The sequence below is a fragment of the Streptomyces sp. NPDC044719 genome (assembly GCF_056433405.1).
The window spans coordinates 291620-314099 of the sequence record NZ_JBWKHE010000008.1; the positions used below are offsets into that span (position 1 = coordinate 291620).

A 22480-nucleotide genomic window follows, 5' to 3' on the forward strand; every position below is an offset into this window, starting at 1 on the left:
TCACCCGGGAACGCGGCCCTCGAACTGCCTCCGACTGCCTTGCCGGCCCGCTTACTTGCGGATCAGGCTGCGCAGCACGTACTGCATGATGCCGCCGTTGCGGTAGTAGTCCGCCTCGCCGGGGGTGTCGATGCGGACGACCGCGTCGAACTCGACGCCGGTGTCGGTGGTGACCTTCACCGTGCGCGGGGTGGTGCCGTTGTTGAGCTCCTCGACACCGGTGAAGGAGAAGGTCTCCTCGCCGGTGAGGCCGAGGGACTGGGCCGAGGCGCCCTCGGGGAACTGGAGCGGCAGGACGCCCATGCCGATGAGGTTCGAGCGGTGGATGCGCTCGTACGACTCGGTGATGACGGCCTTGACGCCGAGGAGCGCGGTGCCCTTGGCGGCCCAGTCGCGGGAGGAACCGGAGCCGTACTCCTTGCCGCCCAGGATGACCAGCGGGATGCCCTGCTCGATGTAGTTGCGCGAGGCGTCGTAGATGAACGACACCGGCGCGTCCGGCTGCGTGAAGTCGCGGGTGTAGCCGCCCTCGGTGCCCGGCGCGAGCTGGTTGCGCAGGCGGATGTTGGCGAACGTACCGCGGATCATGACCTCGTGGTTGCCTCGGCGGGAGCCGTAGGAGTTGAAGTCACGACGCTCCACACCGTGCTCGGTGAGGTACTTGCCGGCCGGGGTGTCGGCCTTGATGGCACCGGCGGGCGAGATGTGGTCCGTGGTCACCGAGTCGCCCAGCTTGGCGAGCACGCGGGCGCCGGTGATGTCGGAGACCGGGGTGGTCTCCATCGTCATGCCCTCGAAGTAAGGGGGCTTGCGGACGTACGTCGACTCGGCGTCCCACTCGAAGGTGTTGCCGGTCGGGATCGGCAGCGCCTGCCACTGGGCGTCGCCCGCGAAGACGTCCGAGTAGGACTTGGAGAACATGTCCTCGCCGATGGCGTTGGCGACGACGTCGTTCACCTCGGCCTCGGAGGGCCAGATGTCCGCGAGGAAGACCGGCTTGCCGTCCTGGTCGGTGCCCAGGGCGTCACGGGTGATGTCGACCTTCATGGAGCCGGCGATCGCGTAGGCCACGACCAGCGGCGGGGACGCCAGGTAGTTCATCTTGACGTCGGGGTTGATACGGCCCTCGAAGTTCCGGTTGCCGGAGAGGACCGAGGTGACGGCGAGGTCGTGGTCGTTGACGGCCTTGGAGACCTCGTCCGGCAGCGGGCCGGAGTTGCCGATGCAGGTGGTGCAGCCGTAGCCGACGAGGTTGAAGCCGACCTTGTCGAGGTACGGGGTCAGGCCCGACTTCTCGAAGTAGTCGGTGACGACCTTGGAGCCCGGGGCGAGCGTGGTCTTGACCCACGGCTTGCGGGTCAGGCCCTTCTCCACGGCCTTCTTCGCGACGAGCGCGGCGGCGACCATGACGTACGGGTTCGAGGTGTTGGTGCAGGAGGTGATGGCCGCGACCGTCACCGCACCGTGGTCGATCTCGTACGAGGTGCCGTCGGGGGCGGTCACGGTGACCGGGTTGGACGGGACGCCGTTCGGGGCGACGGCCGGGGCGTCGGAGGCCGGGAAGGACTCCTTGCCGGACTCGTCCACGGAGTCGACGTAGTTGAGGACGTCCGTCTTGAACTGCTCGGCGGCGTTGGCCAGGACGATACGGTCCTGCGGGCGCTTCGGGCCGGCGATGGACGGGACGACCGTCGACAGGTCGAGCTCGAGCTTCTCGGAGAAGTCGGGCTCGGCGGCCGGGTCGAGCCAGAGGCCCTGCTCCTTGGCGTACGCCTCGACGAGCGCGACCTGCTGCTCGGAGCGGCCGGTCAGGCGCAGGTAGTTCAGGGTCTCGCCGTCGATCGGGAAGATCGCGGCGGTGGAGCCGAACTCGGGCGACATGTTGCCGATGGTGGCGCGGTTGGCGAGCGACGTGGCGGCCACGCCCTCGCCGTAGAACTCGACGAACTTGCCGACGACACCGTGCTTGCGGAGCATCTCGGTGATGGTCAGCACCAGGTCGGTGGCGGTGGTGCCGGGCTTCAGCTCACCGGTCAGCTTGAAGCCGACGACGCGCGGGATGAGCATGGAGACCGGCTGGCCGAGCATGGCGGCCTCGGCCTCGATGCCGCCGACGCCCCAGCCGAGGACGCCCAGGCCGTTGACCATGGTGGTGTGCGAGTCGGTGCCGACGAGGGTGTCGGGGTACGCCTGGCCGTTCCGCACCATCACGGTCCGGGCCAGGTGCTCGATGTTCACCTGGTGGACGATGCCGGTGCCGGGGGGTACGACCTTGAAGTCGTCGAAGGCGGTCTGGCCCCAGCGCAGGAACTGGTAGCGCTCCTTGTTGCGGCCGTACTCCAGCTCGACGTTCTGCTTGAAGGCGTCGTTCGTGCCGAACTTGTCGGCGATGACGGAGTGGTCGATGACCAGCTCGGCCGGGGAGAGCGGGTTGACCTTCGCGGGGTCGCCACCGAGCTCCTTGACGGCCTCACGCATGGTCGCGAGGTCCACGACACAGGGAACGCCCGTGAAGTCCTGCATGATCACGCGGGCCGGCGTGAACTGGATCTCCTGGGAGGGCTGGGCCTGCGAGTCCCAGCCGCCAAGGGCGCGGATGTGGTCGGCGGTGATGTTCGCGCCGTCCTCGGTACGGAGCAGATTCTCCAGCAGGACCTTGAGGCTGTACGGAAGGCGAGCCGAGCCCTCCACCTTGTCCAGCCGGAAGATCTCGTACGACTCGTCGCCCACCTGCAGCGTGCTGCGGGCGTCGAAGCTGTTCGCCGACACGACAGTCTCCTTCATTGATGTGCGCGTACCACCACGATCCTGCCGCCACGACTACTTGGCCGATCCGCTAAGGTAAGGCTAAGTTAGGTAGCCCTTACCACCGGACCGGTGGCGCCGCGCGGCTGCGGTGCACCTCGGCAGATATCTCGATGTCGAGATAACTCTAATACACGAGGGCCGGATGGTCATGCCCCGGCACCCGTCATGCGGTCATGCACACCCCTTCCCGGGGTATCCGAACGAGGTATCCACGCCACGAACGGAAGGGAGACAGGCATGCCGCTCACGTTCCGCAAGAGTTTCCGGATCCTTCCGGGGGTGCGACTGAACATCAACAAGCGCTCCTGGTCCATCACCACCGGCGGCGGAAAGAACGGCCCGCGGTACACCCGCAGCAGCACAGGACGCCGTACGACATCGATGGATCTGCCCGGGCCTTTCGGATGGCGGCGCACCACGAAGGCACGGCGGCACTGACGCCACCAGGCGGGATTGACACCCCGTCACCCGAATGGACCCCCCACTCGGGCACCATCTCATATCTGAGATAACCTCAACCTCATGGCAGACGACTACCTCGTACGTATCGGCAAGCTCATCCGTGACGCCCGGCAGCACCGGGGCTGGACTCAGTCGCAGCTGGCCGAGGCGCTCGGAACCAGCCAGAGCGCCGTCAACCGGATCGAGCGCGGCAACCAGAACATCAGCCTTGAGATGATCGCGCGCATCGGGGAGGCCCTCGACAGCGAGATCGTGTCGCTCGGCTACGCCGGTCCGATGCATCTGCGGGTGGTCGGCGGGCGCCGGCTGTCCGGCGCCATCGACGTGAAGACGAGCAAGAACGCGTGCGTGGCGCTGCTGTGCGCCTCACTGCTCAACCAGGGGCGCACGGTGCTGCGCCGCGTCGCCCGCATCGAGGAGGTCTACCGCCTCCTGGAGGTCCTGGGCTCCATCGGCGTCCGCACCCGGTGGATCAACGACGGCGTCGACCTGGAGATCGTGCCACCGGCCGAGCTGGACCTGGCGGCGATCGACGCGGACGCGGCCCGCCGCACCCGCTCGATCATCATGTTCCTCGGCCCGCTGCTGCACCGCATGGACCACTTCAAGCTGCCGTACGCCGGCGGCTGCGACCTCGGCACGCGCACGGTCGAGCCGCACATGATCGCGCTGCGCCGGTTCGGTCTCGACATCGCCGCGACCGAGGGCCAGTACCACGGCATGGTGGACCGCTCGGTCCGCCCCGACCGTCCGATCGTGCTGACCGAGCGGGGCGACACGGTCACCGAGAACGCGCTGCTCGCCGCCGCCCGGCACGACGGCACCACCGTCATCCGCAACGCCTCGTCCAACTACATGGTCCAGGACCTGTGCTTCTTCCTGGAGGCCCTCGGCGTCAAGGTCGACGGCATCGGCACGACCACGCTCACCGTGCACGGCGTGCCCACCATCGACGTGGACGTGGACTACTCCCCCTCCGAGGACCCGGTCGAGGCGATGAGCCTGGTCGCCGCGGCCGTCGTCACCGAGTCGCAGCTGACGGTGCGCCGGGTGCCGATCGAGTTCCTGGAGATCGAGCTGGCCGTGCTCGAGGAGATGGGCCTCGACCACGACCGCACGCCCGAGTACTTCGCCGACAACGGCCGCACCCGGCTGGTGGACCTCACCGTCCGGCCCTCCAAGCTGGAGGCGCCGATCGACAAGATCCACCCCATGCCGTTCCCCGGCCTGAACATCGACAACGTCCCGTTCTTCGCGGCCATCGCGGCCGTCGCCCAGGGCAAGACCCTCATCCACGACTGGGTCTACGACAACCGCGCGATCTACCTCACCGACCTCAACCGCCTCGGCGGCCGCCTCCAGCTCCTGGACCCCCACCGCGTCCTGGTCGAGGGCCCCACCCGCTGGCGCGCCGCCGAGATGATGTGCCCGCCCGCCCTGCGCCCCGCAGTGGTCGTCCTCCTGGCGATGATGGCGGCCGAGGGCACATCGGTGCTGCGCAACGTGTACGTCATCAACCGGGGTTACGAGGACCTGGCGGAGCGGCTGAACTCGATCGGGGCGCAGATCGAGACGTTCCGGGACATCTGAGACCGCCGGGGCGGTCAGTACAGCTTGTTCACGGCCGTGACGGTGGTCGTCTTGAAGTCGGCCACCTGGGCGTGCTGGAAGTTGCCCATCTGGCCCCACAGGACGACCGTCACGGTCCGGCCGTCGCGGCCGACCGAGAACAGGCCGATGTCGGAGGAGCCCCACGCCGAGGCGGTGTGGAGGCCGTAGACATGGGCGCCCTCCTCGACGTTCAGCCGCCCGTAGGACTTCTGCGTCGCCGTCAGGTCGGGGTCCTGCTCCATCAGCTTCTTCGCGCAGCCGGTGATGTCCTTGCGCAGCAGCGCCGCGAAGTCCTTGGCGCGCTGTTCCGTGCGCTCCACGACCGTGATCTGCTGGGCGTTGGTGTCGAACTCGGTCCCGTAGGAACGGTGGCTCGCGATCGACGGCAGGGCCTCGCCCACGCAGACCGGCAGCGGGTCGGGCTGACCGGCCGTGACGGGTCCGGCGTACCAGGGCGAGGTCGGGTGCGGCGGCAGTTCGGCCGGCTCCAGGAACCGGGGCGTGGCGGAGGCCGGCGCGGTGGCGGCGGAGGCCGGTACGGCCACCGTGGCGACACCGGCCACGGCCGCCAGCGCGGCCACGGTGGTACGGATGCCTCGGGCCCGGATCTGCACGGTCTTCCCCATGTTTCCCCCATGATTTTCTTGGTTGTCTTCTTGTCGAATGCGCGGGCTTCAGCCCTTGCACCCCCTACGACCCGTCACCGCCCACACACGTTGCCCTGCCCGCCCGCTACGGATCCGTCCCGAATGTCACCGGCGCGCTACATACGAGAGGCCTCCGTGATCCCTCTCACTCCCCACCCAGGTCCACCCAGGGTCGGCAGTTATGGTGACCAGGGCGCATCAAGGTGCCCAACACGGACAATGTGGCGGAGGGCGCACGGTGTCGGAGCAGGGGCGACTCGTCGCCGGGCGTTATCGGCTCGCCGAGCGGATCGGCCGGGGCGGCATGGGCACGGTGTGGCTGGCCGACGACGAGGTGCTGGGGCGCCGGGTCGCACTGAAGCGGCTGCACGAGCAGCCGCACCTGTCGGCCGACGAACTCGGCACGCGCGACGAGCGCATGCGCCGTGAGGCGCGCAGCGCCGCGCGTATCGTCCACCCCAACGTGATCGTCGTGCACGACGTCGTGGAGGACGAGGGCAGGCCCTGCGTCGTCATGGAGTACGTCCCCGGCCACACCCTCGCCGACCTCCTCCGGGACGGCCACACCCTCCCGCCCCACGAGGCGGCCCGGATCGGCCTGGCCATGGTGTCCGCCCTGCGAGCCGCGCACGAGGCCGGTATCCTGCACCGCGACGTCAAGCCCGGCAACGTGCTGCTCGGCGCGGGCGACCGGGTCGTGCTCACCGACTTCGGCATCGCCACCACGGCCGGCTCCCCCACCCTGACCAGACCCGGCGAGATGGTCGGCTCCATCGACTACATGGCCCCGGAACGCGTCAGGGGCCTCACCCCCGGCCCGGCCTCGGACCTGTGGGCCCTGGGCGCGACGCTGTACCAGGCGACGGAGGGCCGCACCCCCTTCCGCCGCCCCACGGCCATGGAGACGGCTTACGCCATCGCCACGGACCCCGTGACCCCACCGGCCCAGGCCGGCCCCCTCGGCCCACTCATAGAGTCCCTCCTGGCCAGGGAGCCGGAGGAACGCCCGTCGGCGGAGGAGACAGAACACTCCCTACGGACAGCAGTGGACGCCCTGAAGGGGCGCGGGGAACTGCGCGACCAGCCCCAACGAGCCCGCACCCGCCGTCGTCGCCGCGTCACCACCATCGCTGCCGCACTCACCGCCACCCTCGCCGTGGCCGCCACCCTCTACGCAGCAAACCCACCCCAAGCCGACAAACCACGCAAAACCACAAGCCGACCCACCGCCACACCCAGCCCCGTCCCCCAGGGCTACCACCTCGCCCACGAGAAGAAGCTCGGCGTCTCCTTCCCCATCCCGGACGACTGGACCGCCCGCACCCGCACCGCGGAACAGGTCACCTACGCCGACCCCACCGGCCTCGCCGGCATCACCATCGGCACAGTCGCCCCGGCAGGGCCGAACCCGGCCGGCCACTTCGCCGACATCGAGGCGAACACGAAGCTCAACTACTCCACGTACCGCCGGCTGCGCATGGAGCGGACGACCTTCCGCGAACAGCCGGCCGCGATATGGGAGTTCACCTTCCAGGGCCGGGCCCGCCCGTTCCGGGCCATCGATCTCGGCTACGGCCGTGAGGGCGAACGCGAGTACGACATCTACCTCTCGGCGCCCGAGGCGGACTGGGACACCCATCGCCCCGTCTTCGACCATGTCAGGGACGGCTTCCGGACAAACTGAAGAAGTCCGTGATCCGCTTCACACCGGCGACCGGACAGGACCGGGCCTTTCAGGGCGTAAAGCGACCGAAGAATGGATATGGGCTATACGGCGAAACGCGGGGAGTGTCCGACGTGCCCGGATGCCGGGCGCAGCGGCTTCAGGGGAGGGAGCGCGCATGGACGGACGGCCCTTGTTTCTCGAACCACGGCTGGAACCACGGCTGAGGTCGCTCGTGGCGGCGACCGGGACATTGCACTCGCTCATCGACGCGCTCGGTTCACCGCTGCACGTCGTGGTGCCGGACCAGATCGCCGAGAACCTGGAGCGCTTCCGGTCCGTGTACCGCGCGCACCATCTGGCGGGCCAGGTCTTCTACGCCCACAAGGCCAACCGGTCCAGCGCGCTGCTGCGCCGCCTGGCCGCCACGGACGCGGGCGTGGACGTCGCGTCGCTGGGCGAGTTACAGCACGCGCTCGGTGCCGGTTTCACCGCCGACCGGATCACGGCCACCGGGCCGAAGAACCCCGAGTTCCTGTGGCTCGCGGCCCGGGCGGGGGTCACGGTCAGCGTCGACGGAGCCGGCGAGCTCGACCAGCTCGGCGCACTGGTGCGCAAGCACGCGCTCACGCCGGTGCGGGTCCTGCTGCGGCTTTCGGGGTTCGAGACGCCGGGGGTGAGAGTGCTGAGCCGGCGCAGCCGGTTCGGCACGCCCGTACGGGAGTTGGAGCCGCTGCTGGAGGCGGTCGAGCGGCACGGTGACGCGGTGGAGCTCACGGGCGCGGCCTTCCATCTGGACACCACCAGCGTCGCGGAGAAGGCGACCGCCCTCGAAGGGTGCCTGGCCGCTCTGGAGGCGTGCCGGAGCCGGGGACTCAGGCCTCGGGCCCTGGACGTCGGCGGCGGGTTCGGGGTCGACTACCTCGCCGAGCGGGAGCAGTGGGAGGCGTACACGACCGCCCTCACCTCCGCCGTCCTGGGCCGCCGCCCGCCCCTGACCTGGGGCGGGCACGGCTACGGGCTGCGGAACGAGTCCGGCACCCTGCGCGGCACGCTCGGCCTCTACCCCGCCCACCGGCCGGTCGCCGGCGCGGCCTACCTGGACGAACTGCTGGCTCAGCCCGCCGCCTCCCTGGGCGGCCGTCCGCTGGCCGGGCTGCTGCTGGAGCACCTGTACGACCTGCACACCGAGCCGGGCCGGGCGCTGCTGGACCAGTGCGGGCTGACGCTGGCGAAGGTGCTGGAGGTCCGCGAGCAGGAGGCCGGCGGGGAACTGCTCGTGCGGCTGGCAGCGAAGGCGGACGACATCGCCCTGGAGGACCACGGAGTGCTGATGGACCCGGTCGTCGTCCCCGGAAGGGGGGCGGGGCCGGGCGAGGGGCCCGTCGCCGTGCACCTCTTCGGCAGCCTGTGCCTGGAGACCGACCTGATCACCCGGCGCACGGTGTTCCTGCCCCGCCGTCCGATCCCCGGCGACCTCATGGCGTTCGCCAACACCGCCGGGTACGCCATGGATTTCCACGCCACCCGCGCCCAGCACCAGCCCGCCGCCCGCAAGGTCGCCGCCTGGCAGGACGGCGACGGGTGGCGCTGGTGCCTCGACGACCAGTTCTGGCCGATCACGCCCTCGGGGGGAGCCCAGTGAGGTACGACAGCATCACGGAGGCGATAGGCAACACCCCGCTGGTGCGGCTGGACCCGGCCGTGCACGGACTGCGGAACATCGACCTGTTCGCCAAGCTGGAGATGCTCAACCCCTGGGGGTCGGTCAAGGACCGGGCGGCCTGGAGCATGGCCCGCCCGCTGCTCCCCGAGGCGGTCGAACACGGCAGCCAGGTGGTGGAGTTGTCCAGCGGTAACACGGCGAAGGCGCTTGCGGTCGTCGCGGGCATGCACGGACTGGGCTTCAAGAGCGTCACCAACCGGATGCGGGTACCGGAGATCAAGGACCTTCTGCTGTTGCTCGGCGCGGAGATCGAGGAGCTGCCGGGGCAGAGCGAGTGTCTGGACCCGACCGCGACGGACGATCCGCTGACCCTCTTCCACCGGACGCTGTCCGCCTCCGGCAGCGCCTATCTGCACACCGACCAGTACTTCAACCCACGCAACACCGAGGCCCATCTGACCGGAACCGGCCCGGAGATCGTCAAGGACCTGGACGGCCGGGTGCCGGACTGGTTCGTCGCGTGTGTGGGCACGGCCGGTTCCTCGACCGGCGTGGCCCGCGCGCTGCGGGAGGAGGACCCCTCGGTGCGGGTGGTCGGGCTGGTCGCTGCCAAGTCCGACTTCATCCCCGGCATCCGCACGATCGACGAGGTGCAGGAGGTCGGCCTGTTCGACCCGGAGACCTACGACACGATGGAGTCGGTGACCGCCGACGAGGCCATCGAGGGGATGCTGACCCTGAACCGCCGCTGCGGCATCCTGGGCGGCCCGACCGGAGGGGCCGCCTACTTCGGCGCGGTCCGCCATCTGCGTGCCCTCGACGAGGAGTCGGGCGAGCGCCGGACGGCGGTGTTCATCGTCTGCGACCGGGTCGAGAGCTATCTGAGCTACGTCCGTCAGCGGCGGCCCGACCTGCTGGGCCGGCCGGCCCGGAAGAACTCCCCGGCCGACCTGTCCGAGGCCGAGGTGCGCGGGGCGCCTTCGATCTCCGTGGCCGACGCCCGGCGCTGGATCGAGACCGACCGGCCGCTCGTGGTCGACCTGCGCAGTCCGTTCGCGTACGCGGCGCTGCACATCGACGGGTCGGTGAACATCGTCGACGAGCTGTTCGCCGAACTCCTGCGGGGCGGCCTGCCGTTCAGCCGGAGCCGACCGGTGCTGCTGGCGTGTCCGGTGGGCGAGCAGTCCGCGCGGTACGCGGCGCTGCTGGCCCGGATGGGGCATACCGACGTCCGCAGCCTGACCGGCGGCATCATCGCCTGGCGGGACGCGGGCGCGCCCCTGGTGCGGGACTGACGGCCATGACCGCACCGATCACCCGCGAGGACCTGGGCCAGTGGCAGCAGGCGCTGCGCGCCCAGTTCCCCATCGTCACCGGGCACCCCGAGCTGGCGTACCTGGACAGCGCGGCCACGGCACAGAAGCCGCAGGCCGTCCTGGACGCCGTGCAGACGTACCTCACCACCAGCAACGCCAACTCCGCGCGCGGCACCTACACCTGGGCCAACCGGACCACGGAGCTGGTGGAGCGGACCCGCGAGCGCGTCGCCCGGTTCCTCGTCGACGATCGACCCGAGCGATCAGCCGTCCACTTCACCAGCGGCACGACCGAGGGGCTGCGGACGATCGCCCGCGACTGGCTGCCGGGCTTTCTGCGCGACGGCGACGAGATCGTCGTACCCGACGCCGACCACCAGGCCAACATCGCGCCCTGGCTGGAGGCCCAGCGGCTGCTCGCCCGGGAGGGTGTGCACGTCCGGGTGCTGCCGATGCCGTACCAGAGCGGTTCCGGGGACTACGACCACACGGCGCTGGCCGAACGGGCCGGGCCGCGCACCCGGTTCGTCGCCACGACCCATGTCCACCACGTGTACGGCGGCGACATGAACGTGCACCGGATCCGCGAGGCGGTCGGACCGGACGCCGTCATCTGTCTGGACGCGGCCCAGAGCGTCGGGCATCTTCCGGTGTCCGTGGGTGACTTGGACGTCGACTTCGTGGTCTTCTCCGGTCACAAGGCGCTGGCCCTGCCGGGGTCCGGGGCGGTGTGGGCCCGGCAGGCGCGCGGCCCCGCGTTCACGCCCGGCGGGTGGAGCGGCACTCCGAACACCGTGGGCGTCGCCTCGCTCGAAGCGGCCCTGGACTGGCTGGACTCCGCCGGTGTGGAGCGCATCGAGCGGTGGACCGTCGCCCTCGCGGCCCGGCTCACCGACGGGCTGCGCCGGCTGGACGCCTACGAGATCCTCGGCTGCCCGCTCAGCCTGGCGGCGGACTCGACCGTGCAGCGGCGCCAGAGCATCGTGACCCTGCGGCATCGCGCCATCGACTCGGGCGACCTGGGCTTCATCCTCTTCAGCCACGGATTCATGGTCCGCTCCGACCATCACTGCCAGGGCGACGGGGGTGAGAAGACCGGTTCGGTGCGAGTGAGTCTGCATGTGTACAACACCGTGGAGGAGATCGACCGGCTGCTGACCGTCCTTGCCTCGCTCCCGTGACTCCGCCCGCTGTGCGTAATGAGAACCGTTTCCACCTGTAGGCTCGGGCCGGCAGGAGTCAGGTGCGAGACGGCGAGGTGGCGCGTCCGGATGGGGCTGAGTCTGGCGACGGCGGAGCGGTGGGTGAAGCGCTGGGAGCTCCAGCAGCAGCGGTACGCCGTCGACCGCGAGGAGCGGTTCACGGTGATCGCCGATGTCGTCGAGCACGTCACGGCGGGGCACGGGCACCGGCCCCTCGTCGTCGATCTGGGCTGCGGGCCCGGCTCCCTGGCGGCCCGGCTGGTCCGGCGGCTGCCGGACGCGGAGGTCGTGGCCGTGGACCGGGACCCCGTTCTGCTGGAGCTGGGCCGGACCCACCATCCGGACGCGGCCCGCTATGTCGACGCGGAGATCGGCGCACCCGGCTGGACCGGAGAGCTGGGCCTGGACCGGCCCCTGGACGCGGCCGTCTCCACGACGGCCCTGCACTACCTCGACCGCGACACCCTGCTGCGCGTCTACCGGCAGCTCGCCTCGCTGCTGCGGCCCGGGGGCGTCCTCGTCAACGGCGACCATCTCCCCCAGGACGCCGCCGGCCCGGCCGGGATCGCCGCCCATGTCGGGCGGTGCCGGGCCGACCGGCAGCGGGTGTTCGCCCATGAGGACTGGGGATCCTGGTGGTCCGCCCTCTCCCGCGACCCCGAGCTGACCGACCTCCTCGCGGAGCGCCGCCGCCGCGAGGGGCCCGCCGGCAGCGGCCGCCCGGCGGAGCTGCCCCTGCCCGCCCACCTGAAGCTGTTGCGGCAGGCGGGGTTCGGCACGGCGGGGCCGGTCTGGCAGTACGGCGACAGTTGCGTGGTCGTGGCGATCCGCTAGCCAGGAGCATCACCCCTTCGCACCCCGTCGGGTGGCGGGCGGGAAGGGGCGCCCGGACAATACATGCAGGAATCGCTATATGTTAATGTCGCCATACCGCCCCGCCTCGAACATCACGGGCGGCAGCCAGCGCACGCAAGGAGCCACCCCCATGACCACTGCCGAGCACATCACCCACGACGACCACGCGCACGCCCACGGCGACGACTGCGGGCACGTCGCCTTCGCCCATGGCGACCACACCGACTACGCCCACGACGGCCACATCCACCGGATGCACGAGGGTCACGTCGACGAGTGCGCGAACGGCAGCCACACGGTGCACCAGAACCACGACCACCAGCACGGCGACGACTGCGGCCATCTGGCCGTACGTCACGACGACCACACCGACTACGTGCACGACGGTCACCGTCACGCCGCCCACGAGGGACACTGGGACGACCACTGACGGGACCACCCACGGCGACCGTCCCGCCGAATCGGGAATCGTTGTCATATGCTAATGTATGCATATGACAACGACGCCCTCTCCCCCGACGGACGAGCCGGACCGGATCCTGCAGGCGGCCAGCGAGCTGCTGCGCGCGCTGGCCTCGCCCGTACGGCTGGGCATCGTGCGGGAACTGTCCGCGGGCGGGAAGTACGTCCACGAACTGGTGACCGCCCTGGGGGTCAGCCAGCCCCTGGTGTCCCAGCACTTGAGGGTGCTGCGCACCTCCCGGATCGTCACCGCCCGGCGTCAGGCCCGCGAGACGCGGTACACCCTTGCCGACGACCACGTGGCGCACATCGTGCTGGACGCCATCCGGCACGCCCAGGAGTAGCGCCTCTCAGGACAGGCCGTCCCAGTCGACCGTGCGCTCGCACCAGCGCCCGAGCAGCGTGCGGTCGTGACCGACGGCCAGCAGCGCGGCGCCGGTCGCGGCCCGGTAGTCCTCCACGGCCGCGACCAGGGCGGCGGCGGTGGAGGCGTCGAGCATGGCGGTCATCTCGTCGCACACCAGCAGGCGCGGGCGCAGCACGAGGGCGCGGGCGAGGCAGGCGCGTTGCAGCTGACCGTCGCTGACCTCGTGCGGCCGTCGGGTGAGCAGGTCCGGGGTGAGGCCGACGACGGGGGCCAACTCGGCCACTCGGTCCGGAATTTCCCTGCCGCGGCCGGTGGCGCGCAGGGGTTCGGCGATCAGGTCGGAGAGCGGCAGCCGGGGATCGGCGGAGAGTCTGGCCTGCTGGAAGACGACCCCGAAGGCGGTGCGCAGGGCGCGCGGCGCGCGGTGGCGCCAGTGCCGTACGGGCTCGCCGTCGAGGACGAGGGTTCCGGAGTCGGGCCGGTGCAGCAGGGCCGCGACACGCGCCAGGGTGGACTTGCCGCAGCCGCTCGGGCCGAGCAGGCCGACGGACTCGCCCGGTGCCACGGTCAGGGAGACGTCCCGGACCACCGGCGCGTTCCTGGTGTATCCGGCGGTGATGGAGCGCAGTTCAAGCACGGGCGTCCTCCGGCATGTGCGGGTGGTGGCAGGCGACCGCGCCCGGGGGCGGCGGGGCGGCACAGGTGCCGGTGGCCCGGTCGCAGCGGGCGGCGAAGGCGCAGCCGTCGGGGAGGTCGCCGAGTTCGGGCGGCATTCCGGGGATGGCCGTGAAGGCGCGGTCGGGGAGGGCCTGGAGCAGGCCTCGGCTGTAGGGGTGGCGGGGCCCCGGTGAGCCGAAGAAGTCCGCGGCGGCGGCCAGTTCGACGATCCGGCCCGCGTACATCACGGCGACCCGGTCGGCGACGCGCTCGGCGGCCGCCAGGTCATGGGTGATCATCAGCAGGCCCCGTCCCCGGCCGCCCGCCTCCCCCGGCTCGTCGACGTGCCGCCGCAGTTCGTCGACCGTACGGTCCACCAGGTCGCGGTCGAGCCCGGTGGTCGGTTCGTCGGCGAGCAGCAGGGGCGCGTCGCCGACGAGGGCGAGGGCGGTGGCGGCGCGCTGGGCCAGGCCTCCGGAGAGCTGGTGGGGGTGGCGGTCCAGGTGGTCCGCGGGGAACGCGGCCCGTTCGGCGGCGGCCTCCGCGGCGGCGCGCAGGGCGGCGCGTCCCCGGGTCGCGGTCAACGCGGCGACCGTTTCCTCCAGTTGGGAGCGGACGGTGCGCACGGGGGTGAGGTGGGCGGCCGGGCTCTGCGGTACGAGGCCGATGAGCCGGCCCCGTACGGTGCGGGCGAGGGTCCGCTCGTCGGCCGCGAGCAGGTCCAGGTCGCCGAGGTGAGCCGCTCCGGCGGTCTGCGCGTTGCCGGGGAGCAGACCGAGCAGGGCGGAGGCCAGCACGGACTTGCCGCAGCCGCTCTCCCCGATCAGGGCCAGGCACTCACCGGCCGCCACGTCGAACCGGGCGTCGGTGACGGCGGCGACACGTCGCCCACCGGGCATGAGGAACCGCACGGAGAGGCCACGCACCGACAGCACGGGCTCGTCTCCGGCCGGCCCCGCGGCGACTTCGCCCGGGCCGGTCTCGACTCCGGTGCTCACAGCATCAGCTCCGATCGGTGGCGGGGATGGATTTGCTCCCGCCAGGCTCCGGCGAGGCCGGCGATCGCGAGGGTGGGGACGATGAGGAACAGGCCCGGGAACAGGGTCGGCCACCACTGTCCGGCGAGCAGGGAGCCGCGGGCCGTCTGGATCAGGGTGCCGAGGCTCGCCGTGTGGGTGGGCAGCCCGAGCCCGAGGAAGGACAGCGCCGACTCGTGCCACATGGCGTGCGGCACCATCAGTACTGCGGCCAGGGCGGCTTGGGGAAGGACGGCGGGCAGCAGATGCCGTACCGTCACCCGCCACCGGGACGCCCCGCCGGAGACCGCGGCGTCGACGTACGGCCTGGACCGCAGGGACAGCACCTCGGCGCGGACGATCCGCGCGGTGGACAGCCAGTGGGTGAGCGCGACGGAGACGACCACCGGCCAGACACCGGGGCGGAACATCGCGACGATGAAGATGCCGAGCAGCAGGTGCGGCACGGAGGAGAACGCGTCGACGACCCGCATCAGGGCCCGGTCGGCCCAGCCGCCGAGCGCTCCGGCGGCCGCACCGACGGCCGTGCCGACCACCGTCGCCGTCAGCGCCGCCGCCACTCCGACGAGCAGCGAGACGCGCAGGCCGTAGACGCAGCGCAGCAGCAGGTCGCGGCCGACGTCGTCGGTGCCGAAGGGGTGGGACCAGGACGGCGGCCGGAGCTTGGCGGCCAGGTCGACGGCCTGCTGGTCGAGCTGGACCAGCGGCGGTACGAGCAGCACGGCGAGGACGGTCGCGCCCACCAGGACGGCGGACGTGCGCACGCGCAGCGTGCGGGTGGAGCGGCGTTTGGGGCCGTGCGAGCGCCACTCGGTCTCGGCTGGGGCGCTGGCGGGCGCCGGTGCGTCACATGTCACTGAGCTTCACCCTCGGGTCGAACAGTCCGTAGAGCAGGTCGGCGAGCAGGTTCCCGGCGAGGACGGCGACCGTGGCCAGGGTCGTCAGGGCGGCGAGCAGCGGGAAGTCGACGGCGGTGGCCGCCTCGACGGTGGCGGCGGCGATGCCCGGCCAGCTGAAGACGCTCTCCACCAGCAGGGCTCCGGTGATGAGTTCGGGCACGCGGGAGCCGATCAGGGTGAGCACCGGCAGCACTCCGGAGCGCAGGGCGTGGCCGAGCAGGACGGTGCGTTCGCTCAGGCCGCGTGCGCGGGCGCCGCGTACCGGGTCCTCCGCGAGGGCGTCGCCGACGCCCTGGCGGACGTAGAGCGTGAACCAGGGCAGTTGGGAGACCGCGAGGACACCGGCCGGCAGGACGAGATGGCTCGCGACCTGTCCCGCCGTGATCTGTTCGCTGGCCGTGTCCGTCAGGCCGCCCGCCGGGAGGACGTCCCACTGGAGGGCGAACAGCCAGACGGCGAGCAGGGCGATCCAGAAGACCGGGGCCGCCTCCAGGGTGTAGGCGAGGGAGGTGACGGCCCGGTCGAGGAGCGACCCGGGACGGCGGGCGGCGAGCACGCCGAGGACCGTGCCCACCAGCACGGCGGCGGCGAAGGCGACCGCGCACAGCAGCGAGGACCACACGAGCCGTTCGCCGATCACCTGGGCGACGGGCTGCCGCAGCACGCTGGAGTGGCCGAGGTCGCCGGTGAGCGCGGAGGTCAGCCACTGCCACCAGCGGGCGGCGAAGGGCTGGTCCGCGGCGAGGTTCTCGCGCAGCCGGTCCAGGGTCTGCTGGTCGGCGCCGAGCGCGGCGGTGCCGGCGTACGCCTTGACGGGGTCGAACGGGGAGGCGGCGGCGATCGCGAACACGCCGAAGGTGACGACGAGCAGGACGGGGACGGCGAACAGCGCCCGCCGCCCCGCCAGCCGTGCCATCGCTCCCCAGGGGAGTCGGTTCACTTCTTCGGCTGCCAGTCCTCGACGTTCCACCAGGGGCCGCTGGCGAAGCCGTGCTCGTGCGGTTCGAGCTGGGTGCTCAGGCCTTGCCAGCGGTCGGCCAGGACGTAGAGGTGGTCGATGTGGGTGAGGAAGGTGTAGCCGGGGTCCTGGACCAGGGCGCGCTGGAGCTTGTCGTAGGCGGCCGTGCGCTCCGCCGGGTCCTGGCTGCGGCGGCCGTTGTCGAGGGCGCGGTCCACGGCCGGGTTGTCGTAGCGGGCCATGTTGTTGAAGCCGTCGCCGGCGAGGGAGGAGTGCAGCAGGGTGTACAGGCCGAAGTCGGGGTCTCCGGTGCTGCCGAAGCCCGCGAGGACGGCGGTGTTCTTCATCCGCGGCTCGATGACTTCCCAGGTGGCGCTCTCCGCCTTCACCTCGATGCCGGCCTTCTTGGCGTCGGAGGCGTAGGCGAGGGCGTGGTCCTGGCGGACCTTGTCGCCTGAGGGGTAGAGGAGGGTGAAGGACGCCCGCTGTCCGTCCTTGGTCCGGATGCCGTCCCCGGCGGGCTTCCAGCCGGCCTCGTCCAGGATCTTCCTGGCCTTGCCGAGGTCCTGGGAGCGCTCGACGGCCTTGGTGAAGGCGGGGTCGTCGACGGGCAGCGGCCCGTAGGCCGGGCGGCCGGCGCCGTCGAGGATCTTGCCGACCATGGCCTCGCGGTCCACGGCGGCGTCGAGGGCCTGCCGGATCGCGCGGTCGCCGGTGACCTTGTTCGGGGTGGGGAGGGTGACGGCCCGGAAGTCGTAGGACCTGGCCTGGTAGGTGCGTCTGCCGTCGTCGCTCTTGAACGTGGCGGCGAGGTTGGGCGGGAGGACCGCGCCGTCGAGGTCGCCGGAGCGCAGCCGGGTCGCGCGGACGTTGTCGTCGGCGATGACCGCCATGGTGAAGGCGCGCACCTTGGGCTTGCCGCCCCAGTAGCGGGGGTTGGCCCTGAAGGTGAGCTTCTCGCCCTTGCTCCACTTGGAGAGGACGTAGGGGCCGGTGCCGACCGGCTCGGTGTTGAAGGAGCCAGTGTTGGGGTCCTGCTCGCCGGCGAGGTGCTCGGGGACGATGGGCAGCACGGTGCGGGCGGCGAAGGCGGCGTAGGGGTACTTGAGGGTGAAGACGACCTTGCCGTCGCCGCCGGCCCGGACCTCCTTGACGGCGTCCAGCTCGCTCTTGAAGGTGTTGTTGGTCTTGGCGTCGAGGACGGTGCGGTACGTGTAGACGACGTCGGCGGCCGTCAGCGGCTCGCCGTCGCTGAACTCCACCCCGTCGCGCAGCGTGTAGGTGTACGTGCGGCCGCCGTCGGTGATCTCGGGGAGCGCCGTCGCCAGCGCGGGCTTCAGCTTCAGGTCGGCGTCGCGGGCGAGCAGCCCGTCGAAAATCTTGGAGTTGCCGTCCTTGCCGTAGCCGAGCAGCGGGCTGAGGGTGTCCGGCTCGGAAGCCACCCCGATGACGACGGATCCGGACTTGGCGTCGCCCTGGCCGCCGCTGCTCGGGGCCGAGCAGGCGGTGACCGCCGCGGCCAGCGCCGCCGTGACGGCGGCTCCTCGTATCCGACGGGTCGACATATGACCTCACCCCGTTGTTGCTGTAGTCAAGTTCTTGCACAGATCTCGCAATTAAACAGTCAGGGAGGGCCTCCGCGCACCACCGCGGTGCGGGAGGCCCAGGTCACCGGCTCGTGATCAGCGCCGGGTCAGGGTGATGTCCCGGCCGTGGACCGCGTGGAAGCTGGGCAGCGGCAGGCCGCTGAAGGTGCGCAGTTCCATCAGGGTGGCCTCGACGTGGGCCGCTCCGGGCGCGAGCGCGCCAGGCTTGGGCCGGCCGGTGTTCACCCAGCGGTGCTTCACCCCGTCGCACACGGCCCGGGTGCCGCCGATGCCGTAGCGGGTGGTGGAGACGCCCTGGCTCACGGAGGAGCTGACGAAGACCGGGCCGATGGCGCTCCGGCAGCGGTAGGTGCCGGAGAGGGTGACGGTGCCGTCGGCGGTGATCCGGCCCACCGAGTCGACCGTCACGGCCTCGAACGGGGCCGCGGCGGACGCGGTGGCGGGTGCCGCGCCGGCGCCGGTGAGCAGGAGCAGCGCGGCACCGGCCGTCGCTCCCAACAAGGGACGTACACGCATGGGGGGAACCTCCCGAAAGGAGTGGTTTTTTGTTCCACTCGTACCCGGCGCCCGGGGCGACGCCCGGGCCCCTCACTCCTTCGGTGGCGGCCCCGCGCCGACCGTCGTGGAACGGTCCGGGGAATGTCCGGGGCGTGTCACGCTTCCTGACGAGCCGTTCCGATGAGTTCGAGTCGGGAGCATGGTCTGTACGTAAGAGTCATACGAATCCTCCGGATGGCCCTACCGACGTGGAGGTGCGCCATGTGTGCCCACCAGACCCAGTGCCCCGCGACCGACTCCTCCGCGGCGCATGTCGTCGCCGCCCACCCCGAGCAGGGCTGGAGCCTGCTGTGCGACGGGGCGATCGTCTTCGACGACACCGGCGAGCTGCTGCCCGACGGGCGCGTGGTGGAGCCGCACCGGGCGGCGGCACAGCGGCTGACCGTCGCGGCCTGAGACCTCAGGGCAGCACCGCGAAGCCGTCGAGCTCGACCAGTGCCTCCTCGTCCCACAGCCGGACGACCTCGACGACCGCCATGGCCGGGTAGTCGCGTCCGGCCGCCTCGTGCCACAGCCGGCCCAGTTCGGGGGCGTGGGCGCGGTACGCGGCGACGTCCGTGGCGTAGACGGTGACGCGGGCGAGGTCGGACGGTGCGCCGCCGGCCGCGGTGAGAGCGGCCAGCAGGTTCGCCAGCGCCCTCTCGAACTGCTCCGGCAGGGTCCGCCCGACCACCTTGCCGTCGGCGTCGAGGGCGGTCTGGCCCGCCAGGAACACCACCCTCGACCCGGAGGCCACGACGGCGTGGGAGAAGCCGGTGGGCGGGGACAGGTCGGGCGGGTTGACGCGCTCGGTGGTCACCGGGCCTCCTGGTGGGCGTGCGACTCGGCGTACGACGTGGCGTACAACTCCTTGGCGATGATGCCGCGTTGCACCTCGCTGGCCCCTTCGTAGACGCGTGGGGCGCGCACCTCGCGGTAGAGGTGTTCGAGCAGGTGCCCGCGTTGCAGCGCCCGGGCGCCGTGCAGCTGGACGGCCGTGTCGACGACGTACTGCGCGGTCTCGGTGGCGAGCAGTTTCGCCATGGCGGAACGCTGGGGCACGTCCGGGGCGCCCTCGTCGTAGGCGGTCGCCGCCGCGTAGACCATCAGACGGGCCGCCTCGGTGCGCAGGGCCATCTCGGCGACCTGGTGGGAGACGGCCTGGAGGTCGCTCAGCTTGCCGCCGAAGGCGTCCCGCCCGGCGGTGTGGGCGAGGGTCGCGTCGAGGGCGGCCCGGGCCATGCCGACCGCGAAGGCGCCGACGCTGGGGCGGAACAGATTGAGCGTGCCCATCGCGACCCGGAAGCCGCGGTCCACCTCGCCGAGCACGTCCTCGGCCGTCACCGGTACGGCGTCGAAGTCGAGTGCGCCGATGGGGTGCGGGGAGAGCATGTCGAGGCCGGTGCCGGTCAGGCCCGGGCGGTCGGCGGGCACCAGGAAGGCCGTGACGCCCCGGGCCCCGGCATCGGGGACGGTCCGGGCGAAGACGGTGTAGAAGTCGGCCTCGGGGGCGTTGGAGATCCAGCACTTCTCGCCGGTGAGGCGCCAGCGGGCCGGGCGGTCCCGGTCTGCTCGCAGGGCCAGTGCCGCCGCGTCCGACCCGGCGCCCGGCTCGCTCAGCGCGAACGCCGCGACCGCCGTGCCGTCGGCCACCCGGGGGAGCCAGCGGGCGCGCTGGGGGCCGGTGCCGTGGGCGTGGACGGGGTGGGCGCCGAGGCCCTGGAGGGCGAGGGCCGTCTCGGCCTCCGTGCAGCCGTGGGCCAGGGACTCGCGCATCAGGCACAGATCGAGGGCGCCGGAGGTGAAGAGCCGTTCGAGCAGGCCCAGTCGGCCCAGTTCGGCGACCAGCGCGCGGTTCACATGTCCCGGTTCCCCCTTCTCGGCCAGCGGGCGGAGCCGCTCGGCGGCCAGGGTGCGCAGCTCGGCGCACCAGGCGAGTTGTGCCGGTTCGAGCGAGAATGCGGTCATTGCCGGTCCCTTCTCCGCCACCCTGCTTCCCGGCTGGGCCACTCCGAGGCTATCGCGGACCGTTGACTGTCGTCACCAACACGATACGCTCCAGGGGCGAGCCCACCACGCCAAGGGGGCGAACCGTATGAATCCACGGGACACGGCGCACGTCGACACCTTCGCCCGCGACCATCTGCCACCCCCGGACCACTGGCCCGAGCTCCGTTTCGACCTGCCGGAGCTGCGCTACCCCGAACGGCTCAACTGCGCCGCCGAACTGCTCCACGGCCCTCCCGGCGATCGGCCCGCGTTCCTCACCCCCACCGGTGAGCCCTGGACGTACGGCGAGCTGCGCGCCCGGGTCGACCGCATCGCGCACCTGCTCACCGGCGACCTCGGCGTCGTCCCCGGCAACCGGGTGCTGCTGCGCGGCCCCACCACACCGTGGCTCGCCGCCTGCTGGCTGGCTGTGCTGAAGGCGGGGGCCGTGGCGGTCACGGTGCTCGCCCAGCAGCGCCCGCACGAGCTGAGCACCATGTGCGAGATCGCCCGGGTCCGGCACGCGCTGTGCGACATCCGGGCCGTCGACGACCTCGCCAAGGCCGAGATCCCAAACCTGCGGATCACGACCTACGGCGGTGACGCCCCGGACGACCTGCTCAACCGCCCGGCGCCCGGCACGCCGTACGAGGCCGCCCGGACGGCGGCCGACGACGTGGCGCTGATCGCCTTCACCTCCGGCACCACCGGCCGCCCCAAGGGCTGTATGCACTTCCACCGGGACGTGCTGGCGATCGCCGACACCTTCTCCCGGCACGTCCTGAAGCCCCGCGCCGACGACGTCTTCACCGGCAGCCCGCCCCTGGGCTTCACCTTCGGGCTGGGCGGTCTTGTGGTGTTCCCGCTGCGGGCCGGGGCGAGCGCCCTGCTGCTGGAGCAGGCGGGCCCGAGACAGCTGCTGCCCGCCATCGCCCGGCACCGGGTCTCCGTGCTGTTCACCGCGCCGACGGCGTACCGCGCGATGCTCGACGAGCTCGACGGCCACGACGTCTCGTCCCTGCGCCGCTGCGTCTCCGCCGGCGAGAACCTGCCCGCGGCCACCTGGCGGGCCTGGCACGAGCGCACCGGCGTGCGCGTCATCAACGGCATCGGCGCCACCGAACTGCTGCACATCTTCATCTCGGCGGCCGACGAGCGGATCCGGCCCGGGGCGACGGGCGTTCCCGTACCGGGCTGGCACGCGCGGGTGCAGGACACGGACGGCCGGCCGGTGCCAGACGGGCAGCCGGGACTGCTCGCCGTGCGCGGACCGGTCGGCTGCCGGTATCTGGCCGACCCGCGGCAGCGGGAGTACGTACGCGGCGGCTGGAACATCACCGGCGACACCTACGTCCGCGAGCCCGACGGCTACTTCCGGTACGTCGCCCGCGCCGACGACATGATCATCTCGGCCGGGTACAACATCGCCGGACCCGAGGTCGAGGACGCGCTGCTGCGGCACCCGGACGTGCTGGAGGCGGCGGTCGTGGGACGGCCCGACGAGGCGCGCGGACAGGTCGTGGTGGCCTACGCCGTCCTCAAGGAGGGCGCGGAACGGGACGCCGCGGCGCTGCGCGACTTCGTGAAGAGCGAGCTGGCGCCGTACAAGTGCCCGCGCGAGATCGTCTTCCTTGACGCGCTGCCGCGCACCGCCACCGGCAAGCTCCAGCGATTCCGGCTGCGCACCGCGGGGGTCCCGGACGGCGGCACCGAAGACGACCAGGACTGAGCCGTACG

21 protein-coding genes are annotated in these 22480 nt (G+C 71.7%); 11 read left to right on the forward strand and 10 right to left on the reverse strand.

Going from position 1 to position 22480, the window contains the following annotated elements:
* Positions 1 to 51: 51 nt before the first annotated feature.
* Positions 52 to 2769 (reverse strand): aconitate hydratase AcnA, encoded by a 2718-nt coding sequence (acnA, locus tag AC07DF_RS30775; RefSeq protein ID WP_478978612.1) that lies wholly within the window; start codon positions 2767 to 2769, stop codon positions 52 to 54.
* A 276-nt stretch (positions 2770 to 3045) separates the two neighbouring features.
* On the opposite strand from acnA, the gene AC07DF_RS30780 reads away from it, so the two are divergent.
* Both AC07DF_RS30780 and AC07DF_RS30785 read left to right on the forward strand, forming a co-directional pair.
* Positions 3046 to 3246 carry a DUF4236 domain-containing protein gene (locus AC07DF_RS30780; RefSeq protein ID WP_033308449.1) on the forward strand — a complete coding sequence of 67 codons (201 nt, stop codon included), beginning with the start codon at positions 3046 to 3048 and terminating at the stop codon, positions 3244 to 3246.
* 84 nt (positions 3247 to 3330) lie between these two features.
* On the forward strand, positions 3331 to 4860 hold the full coding sequence (locus AC07DF_RS30785) for a helix-turn-helix domain-containing protein (protein ID WP_478978616.1): 1530 nt from the start codon (positions 3331 to 3333) through the stop codon (positions 4858 to 4860).
* Between the two features lie 14 nt (positions 4861 to 4874).
* On the opposite strand, the gene AC07DF_RS30790 is transcribed toward AC07DF_RS30785, so the two are convergent.
* Positions 4875 to 5507: a hypothetical protein gene (locus AC07DF_RS30790; RefSeq protein WP_478978619.1), complete on the reverse strand. Its 633-nt coding sequence runs from the start codon at positions 5505 to 5507 to the stop codon at positions 4875 to 4877.
* A 259-nt stretch (positions 5508 to 5766) separates the two neighbouring features.
* Between AC07DF_RS30790 and AC07DF_RS30795 the strand changes: the two genes are divergently transcribed.
* From AC07DF_RS30795 to AC07DF_RS30825, 7 genes are all read left to right on the forward strand, one after another.
* Complete coding sequence (locus AC07DF_RS30795) at positions 5767 to 7212, forward strand: serine/threonine-protein kinase (RefSeq protein ID WP_478978622.1); 1446 nt, start codon at positions 5767 to 5769, stop codon at positions 7210 to 7212.
* A 157-nt stretch (positions 7213 to 7369) separates the two neighbouring features.
* A complete protein-coding gene (locus tag AC07DF_RS30800) occupies positions 7370 to 8836 on the forward strand; it encodes a Y4yA family PLP-dependent enzyme (RefSeq protein WP_478978625.1) in 1467 nt (488 codons plus the stop codon).
* On the forward strand, positions 8833 to 10152 hold the full coding sequence (locus AC07DF_RS30805; protein ID WP_478978628.1) for a pyridoxal-phosphate dependent enzyme: 1320 nt from the start codon (positions 8833 to 8835) through the stop codon (positions 10150 to 10152). The genes AC07DF_RS30800 and AC07DF_RS30805 overlap by 4 nt, the downstream gene beginning before the upstream one ends.
* Before the next feature lie 5 nt (positions 10153 to 10157).
* Positions 10158 to 11354 (forward strand): aminotransferase class V-fold PLP-dependent enzyme, encoded by a 1197-nt coding sequence (locus tag AC07DF_RS30810; protein WP_478978631.1) that lies wholly within the window; start codon positions 10158 to 10160, stop codon positions 11352 to 11354.
* A 90-nt stretch (positions 11355 to 11444) separates the two neighbouring features.
* Positions 11445 to 12209, forward strand: a complete 765-nt coding sequence (locus AC07DF_RS30815; RefSeq protein WP_478978633.1) for a class I SAM-dependent methyltransferase — start codon at positions 11445 to 11447, stop codon at positions 12207 to 12209.
* Positions 12210 to 12360: 151 nt separating this feature from the next.
* A complete protein-coding gene (locus AC07DF_RS30820) occupies positions 12361 to 12660 on the forward strand; it encodes a hypothetical protein (protein WP_478978636.1) in 300 nt (99 codons plus the stop codon).
* A 64-nt stretch (positions 12661 to 12724) separates the two neighbouring features.
* Positions 12725 to 13036 (forward strand): ArsR/SmtB family transcription factor, encoded by a 312-nt coding sequence (locus AC07DF_RS30825; RefSeq protein ID WP_478978639.1) that lies wholly within the window; start codon positions 12725 to 12727, stop codon positions 13034 to 13036.
* A gap of 6 nt (positions 13037 to 13042) precedes the next feature.
* Here AC07DF_RS30825 and AC07DF_RS30830 read toward each other — a convergent pair whose 3' ends face one another.
* The 6 genes from AC07DF_RS30830 to AC07DF_RS30855 form a co-directional block, all read right to left on the reverse strand.
* Positions 13043 to 13696, reverse strand: coding sequence for an ABC transporter ATP-binding protein (locus AC07DF_RS30830; RefSeq protein ID WP_478978642.1), 654 nt, complete (start codon positions 13694 to 13696; stop codon positions 13043 to 13045).
* Positions 13689 to 14615, reverse strand: a complete 927-nt coding sequence (locus AC07DF_RS30835) for an ABC transporter ATP-binding protein (RefSeq protein WP_478979274.1) — start codon at positions 14613 to 14615, stop codon at positions 13689 to 13691. The genes AC07DF_RS30830 and AC07DF_RS30835 overlap by 8 nt, the downstream gene beginning before the upstream one ends.
* 95 nt (positions 14616 to 14710) lie before the next feature.
* Positions 14711 to 15610, reverse strand: a complete 900-nt coding sequence (locus AC07DF_RS30840; RefSeq protein ID WP_478978645.1) for an ABC transporter permease — start codon at positions 15608 to 15610, stop codon at positions 14711 to 14713.
* Complete coding sequence (locus AC07DF_RS30845; protein WP_478978648.1) at positions 15600 to 16568, reverse strand: ABC transporter permease; 969 nt, start codon at positions 16566 to 16568, stop codon at positions 15600 to 15602. Before AC07DF_RS30845 ends, AC07DF_RS30840 begins: the two co-directional genes overlap by 11 nt.
* Positions 16569 to 16588: 20 nt before the next feature.
* The gene (locus AC07DF_RS30850; protein WP_478978651.1) at positions 16589 to 18175 is read right to left on the reverse strand and encodes an ABC transporter substrate-binding protein; all 1587 of its coding nucleotides are present in this window, start codon (positions 18173 to 18175) and stop codon (positions 16589 to 16591) included.
* 117 nt (positions 18176 to 18292) lie between these two features.
* Complete coding sequence (locus AC07DF_RS30855) at positions 18293 to 18733, reverse strand: DUF6299 family protein (protein ID WP_478978654.1); 441 nt, start codon at positions 18731 to 18733, stop codon at positions 18293 to 18295.
* Between the two features lie 243 nt (positions 18734 to 18976).
* Here AC07DF_RS30855 and AC07DF_RS30860 point away from each other — a divergent pair, with 243 nt between their 5' ends.
* Positions 18977 to 19171 carry a DUF5999 family protein gene (locus AC07DF_RS30860; RefSeq protein ID WP_478978657.1) on the forward strand — a complete coding sequence of 65 codons (195 nt, stop codon included), beginning with the start codon at positions 18977 to 18979 and terminating at the stop codon, positions 19169 to 19171.
* A 4-nt stretch (positions 19172 to 19175) separates the two neighbouring features.
* On the opposite strand, the gene AC07DF_RS30865 is transcribed toward AC07DF_RS30860, so the two are convergent.
* The gene (locus tag AC07DF_RS30865) at positions 19176 to 19574 is read right to left on the reverse strand and encodes a RidA family protein (protein ID WP_478978660.1); all 399 of its coding nucleotides are present in this window, start codon (positions 19572 to 19574) and stop codon (positions 19176 to 19178) included.
* Positions 19571 to 20722 carry an acyl-CoA dehydrogenase family protein gene (locus AC07DF_RS30870; RefSeq protein WP_478978663.1) on the reverse strand — a complete coding sequence of 384 codons (1152 nt, stop codon included), beginning with the start codon at positions 20720 to 20722 and terminating at the stop codon, positions 19571 to 19573. The genes AC07DF_RS30865 and AC07DF_RS30870 overlap by 4 nt, the downstream gene beginning before the upstream one ends.
* A gap of 127 nt (positions 20723 to 20849) precedes the next feature.
* On the opposite strand from AC07DF_RS30870, the gene AC07DF_RS30875 reads away from it, so the two are divergent.
* On the forward strand, positions 20850 to 22472 hold the full coding sequence (locus tag AC07DF_RS30875) for an AMP-binding protein (RefSeq protein ID WP_478978666.1): 1623 nt from the start codon (positions 20850 to 20852) through the stop codon (positions 22470 to 22472).
* Positions 22473 to 22480: the final 8 nt, after the last annotated feature.

Bases quoted from the DNA above. Each gene is read 5' to 3' on its own strand.
- AC07DF_RS30780 (WP_033308449.1), top strand. From the start codon at position 3,046: ATGCCGCTCACGTTCCGCAAGAGTTTCCGGATCCTTCCGGGGGTGCGA.
- AC07DF_RS30785 (WP_478978616.1), top strand. From the start codon at position 3,331: ATGGCAGACGACTACCTCGTACGTATCGGCAAGCTCATCCGTGACGCC.
- AC07DF_RS30790 (WP_478978619.1), bottom strand. From the start codon at position 5,507: ATGGGGAAGACCGTGCAGATCCGGGCCCGAGGCATCCGTACCACCGTG.
- AC07DF_RS30800 (WP_478978625.1), top strand. From the start codon at position 7,370: ATGGACGGACGGCCCTTGTTTCTCGAACCACGGCTGGAACCACGGCTG.
- AC07DF_RS30810 (WP_478978631.1), top strand. From the start codon at position 10,158: ATGACCGCACCGATCACCCGCGAGGACCTGGGCCAGTGGCAGCAGGCG.
- AC07DF_RS30815 (WP_478978633.1), top strand. From the start codon at position 11,445: ATGGGGCTGAGTCTGGCGACGGCGGAGCGGTGGGTGAAGCGCTGGGAG.
- AC07DF_RS30820 (WP_478978636.1), top strand. From the start codon at position 12,361: ATGACCACTGCCGAGCACATCACCCACGACGACCACGCGCACGCCCAC.
- AC07DF_RS30825 (WP_478978639.1), top strand. From the start codon at position 12,725: ATGACAACGACGCCCTCTCCCCCGACGGACGAGCCGGACCGGATCCTG.
- AC07DF_RS30835 (WP_478979274.1), bottom strand. From the start codon at position 14,615: ATGCCCGGTGGGCGACGTGTCGCCGCCGTCACCGACGCCCGGTTCGAC.
- AC07DF_RS30845 (WP_478978648.1), bottom strand. From the start codon at position 16,568: ATGGCACGGCTGGCGGGGCGGCGGGCGCTGTTCGCCGTCCCCGTCCTG.
- AC07DF_RS30850 (WP_478978651.1), bottom strand. From the start codon at position 18,175: ATGTCGACCCGTCGGATACGAGGAGCCGCCGTCACGGCGGCGCTGGCC.
- AC07DF_RS30855 (WP_478978654.1), bottom strand. From the start codon at position 18,733: ATGCGTGTACGTCCCTTGTTGGGAGCGACGGCCGGTGCCGCGCTGCTC.
- AC07DF_RS30860 (WP_478978657.1), top strand. From the start codon at position 18,977: ATGTGTGCCCACCAGACCCAGTGCCCCGCGACCGACTCCTCCGCGGCG.
- AC07DF_RS30870 (WP_478978663.1), bottom strand. From the start codon at position 20,722: ATGACCGCATTCTCGCTCGAACCGGCACAACTCGCCTGGTGCGCCGAG.
- AC07DF_RS30875 (WP_478978666.1), top strand. From the start codon at position 20,850: ATGAATCCACGGGACACGGCGCACGTCGACACCTTCGCCCGCGACCAT.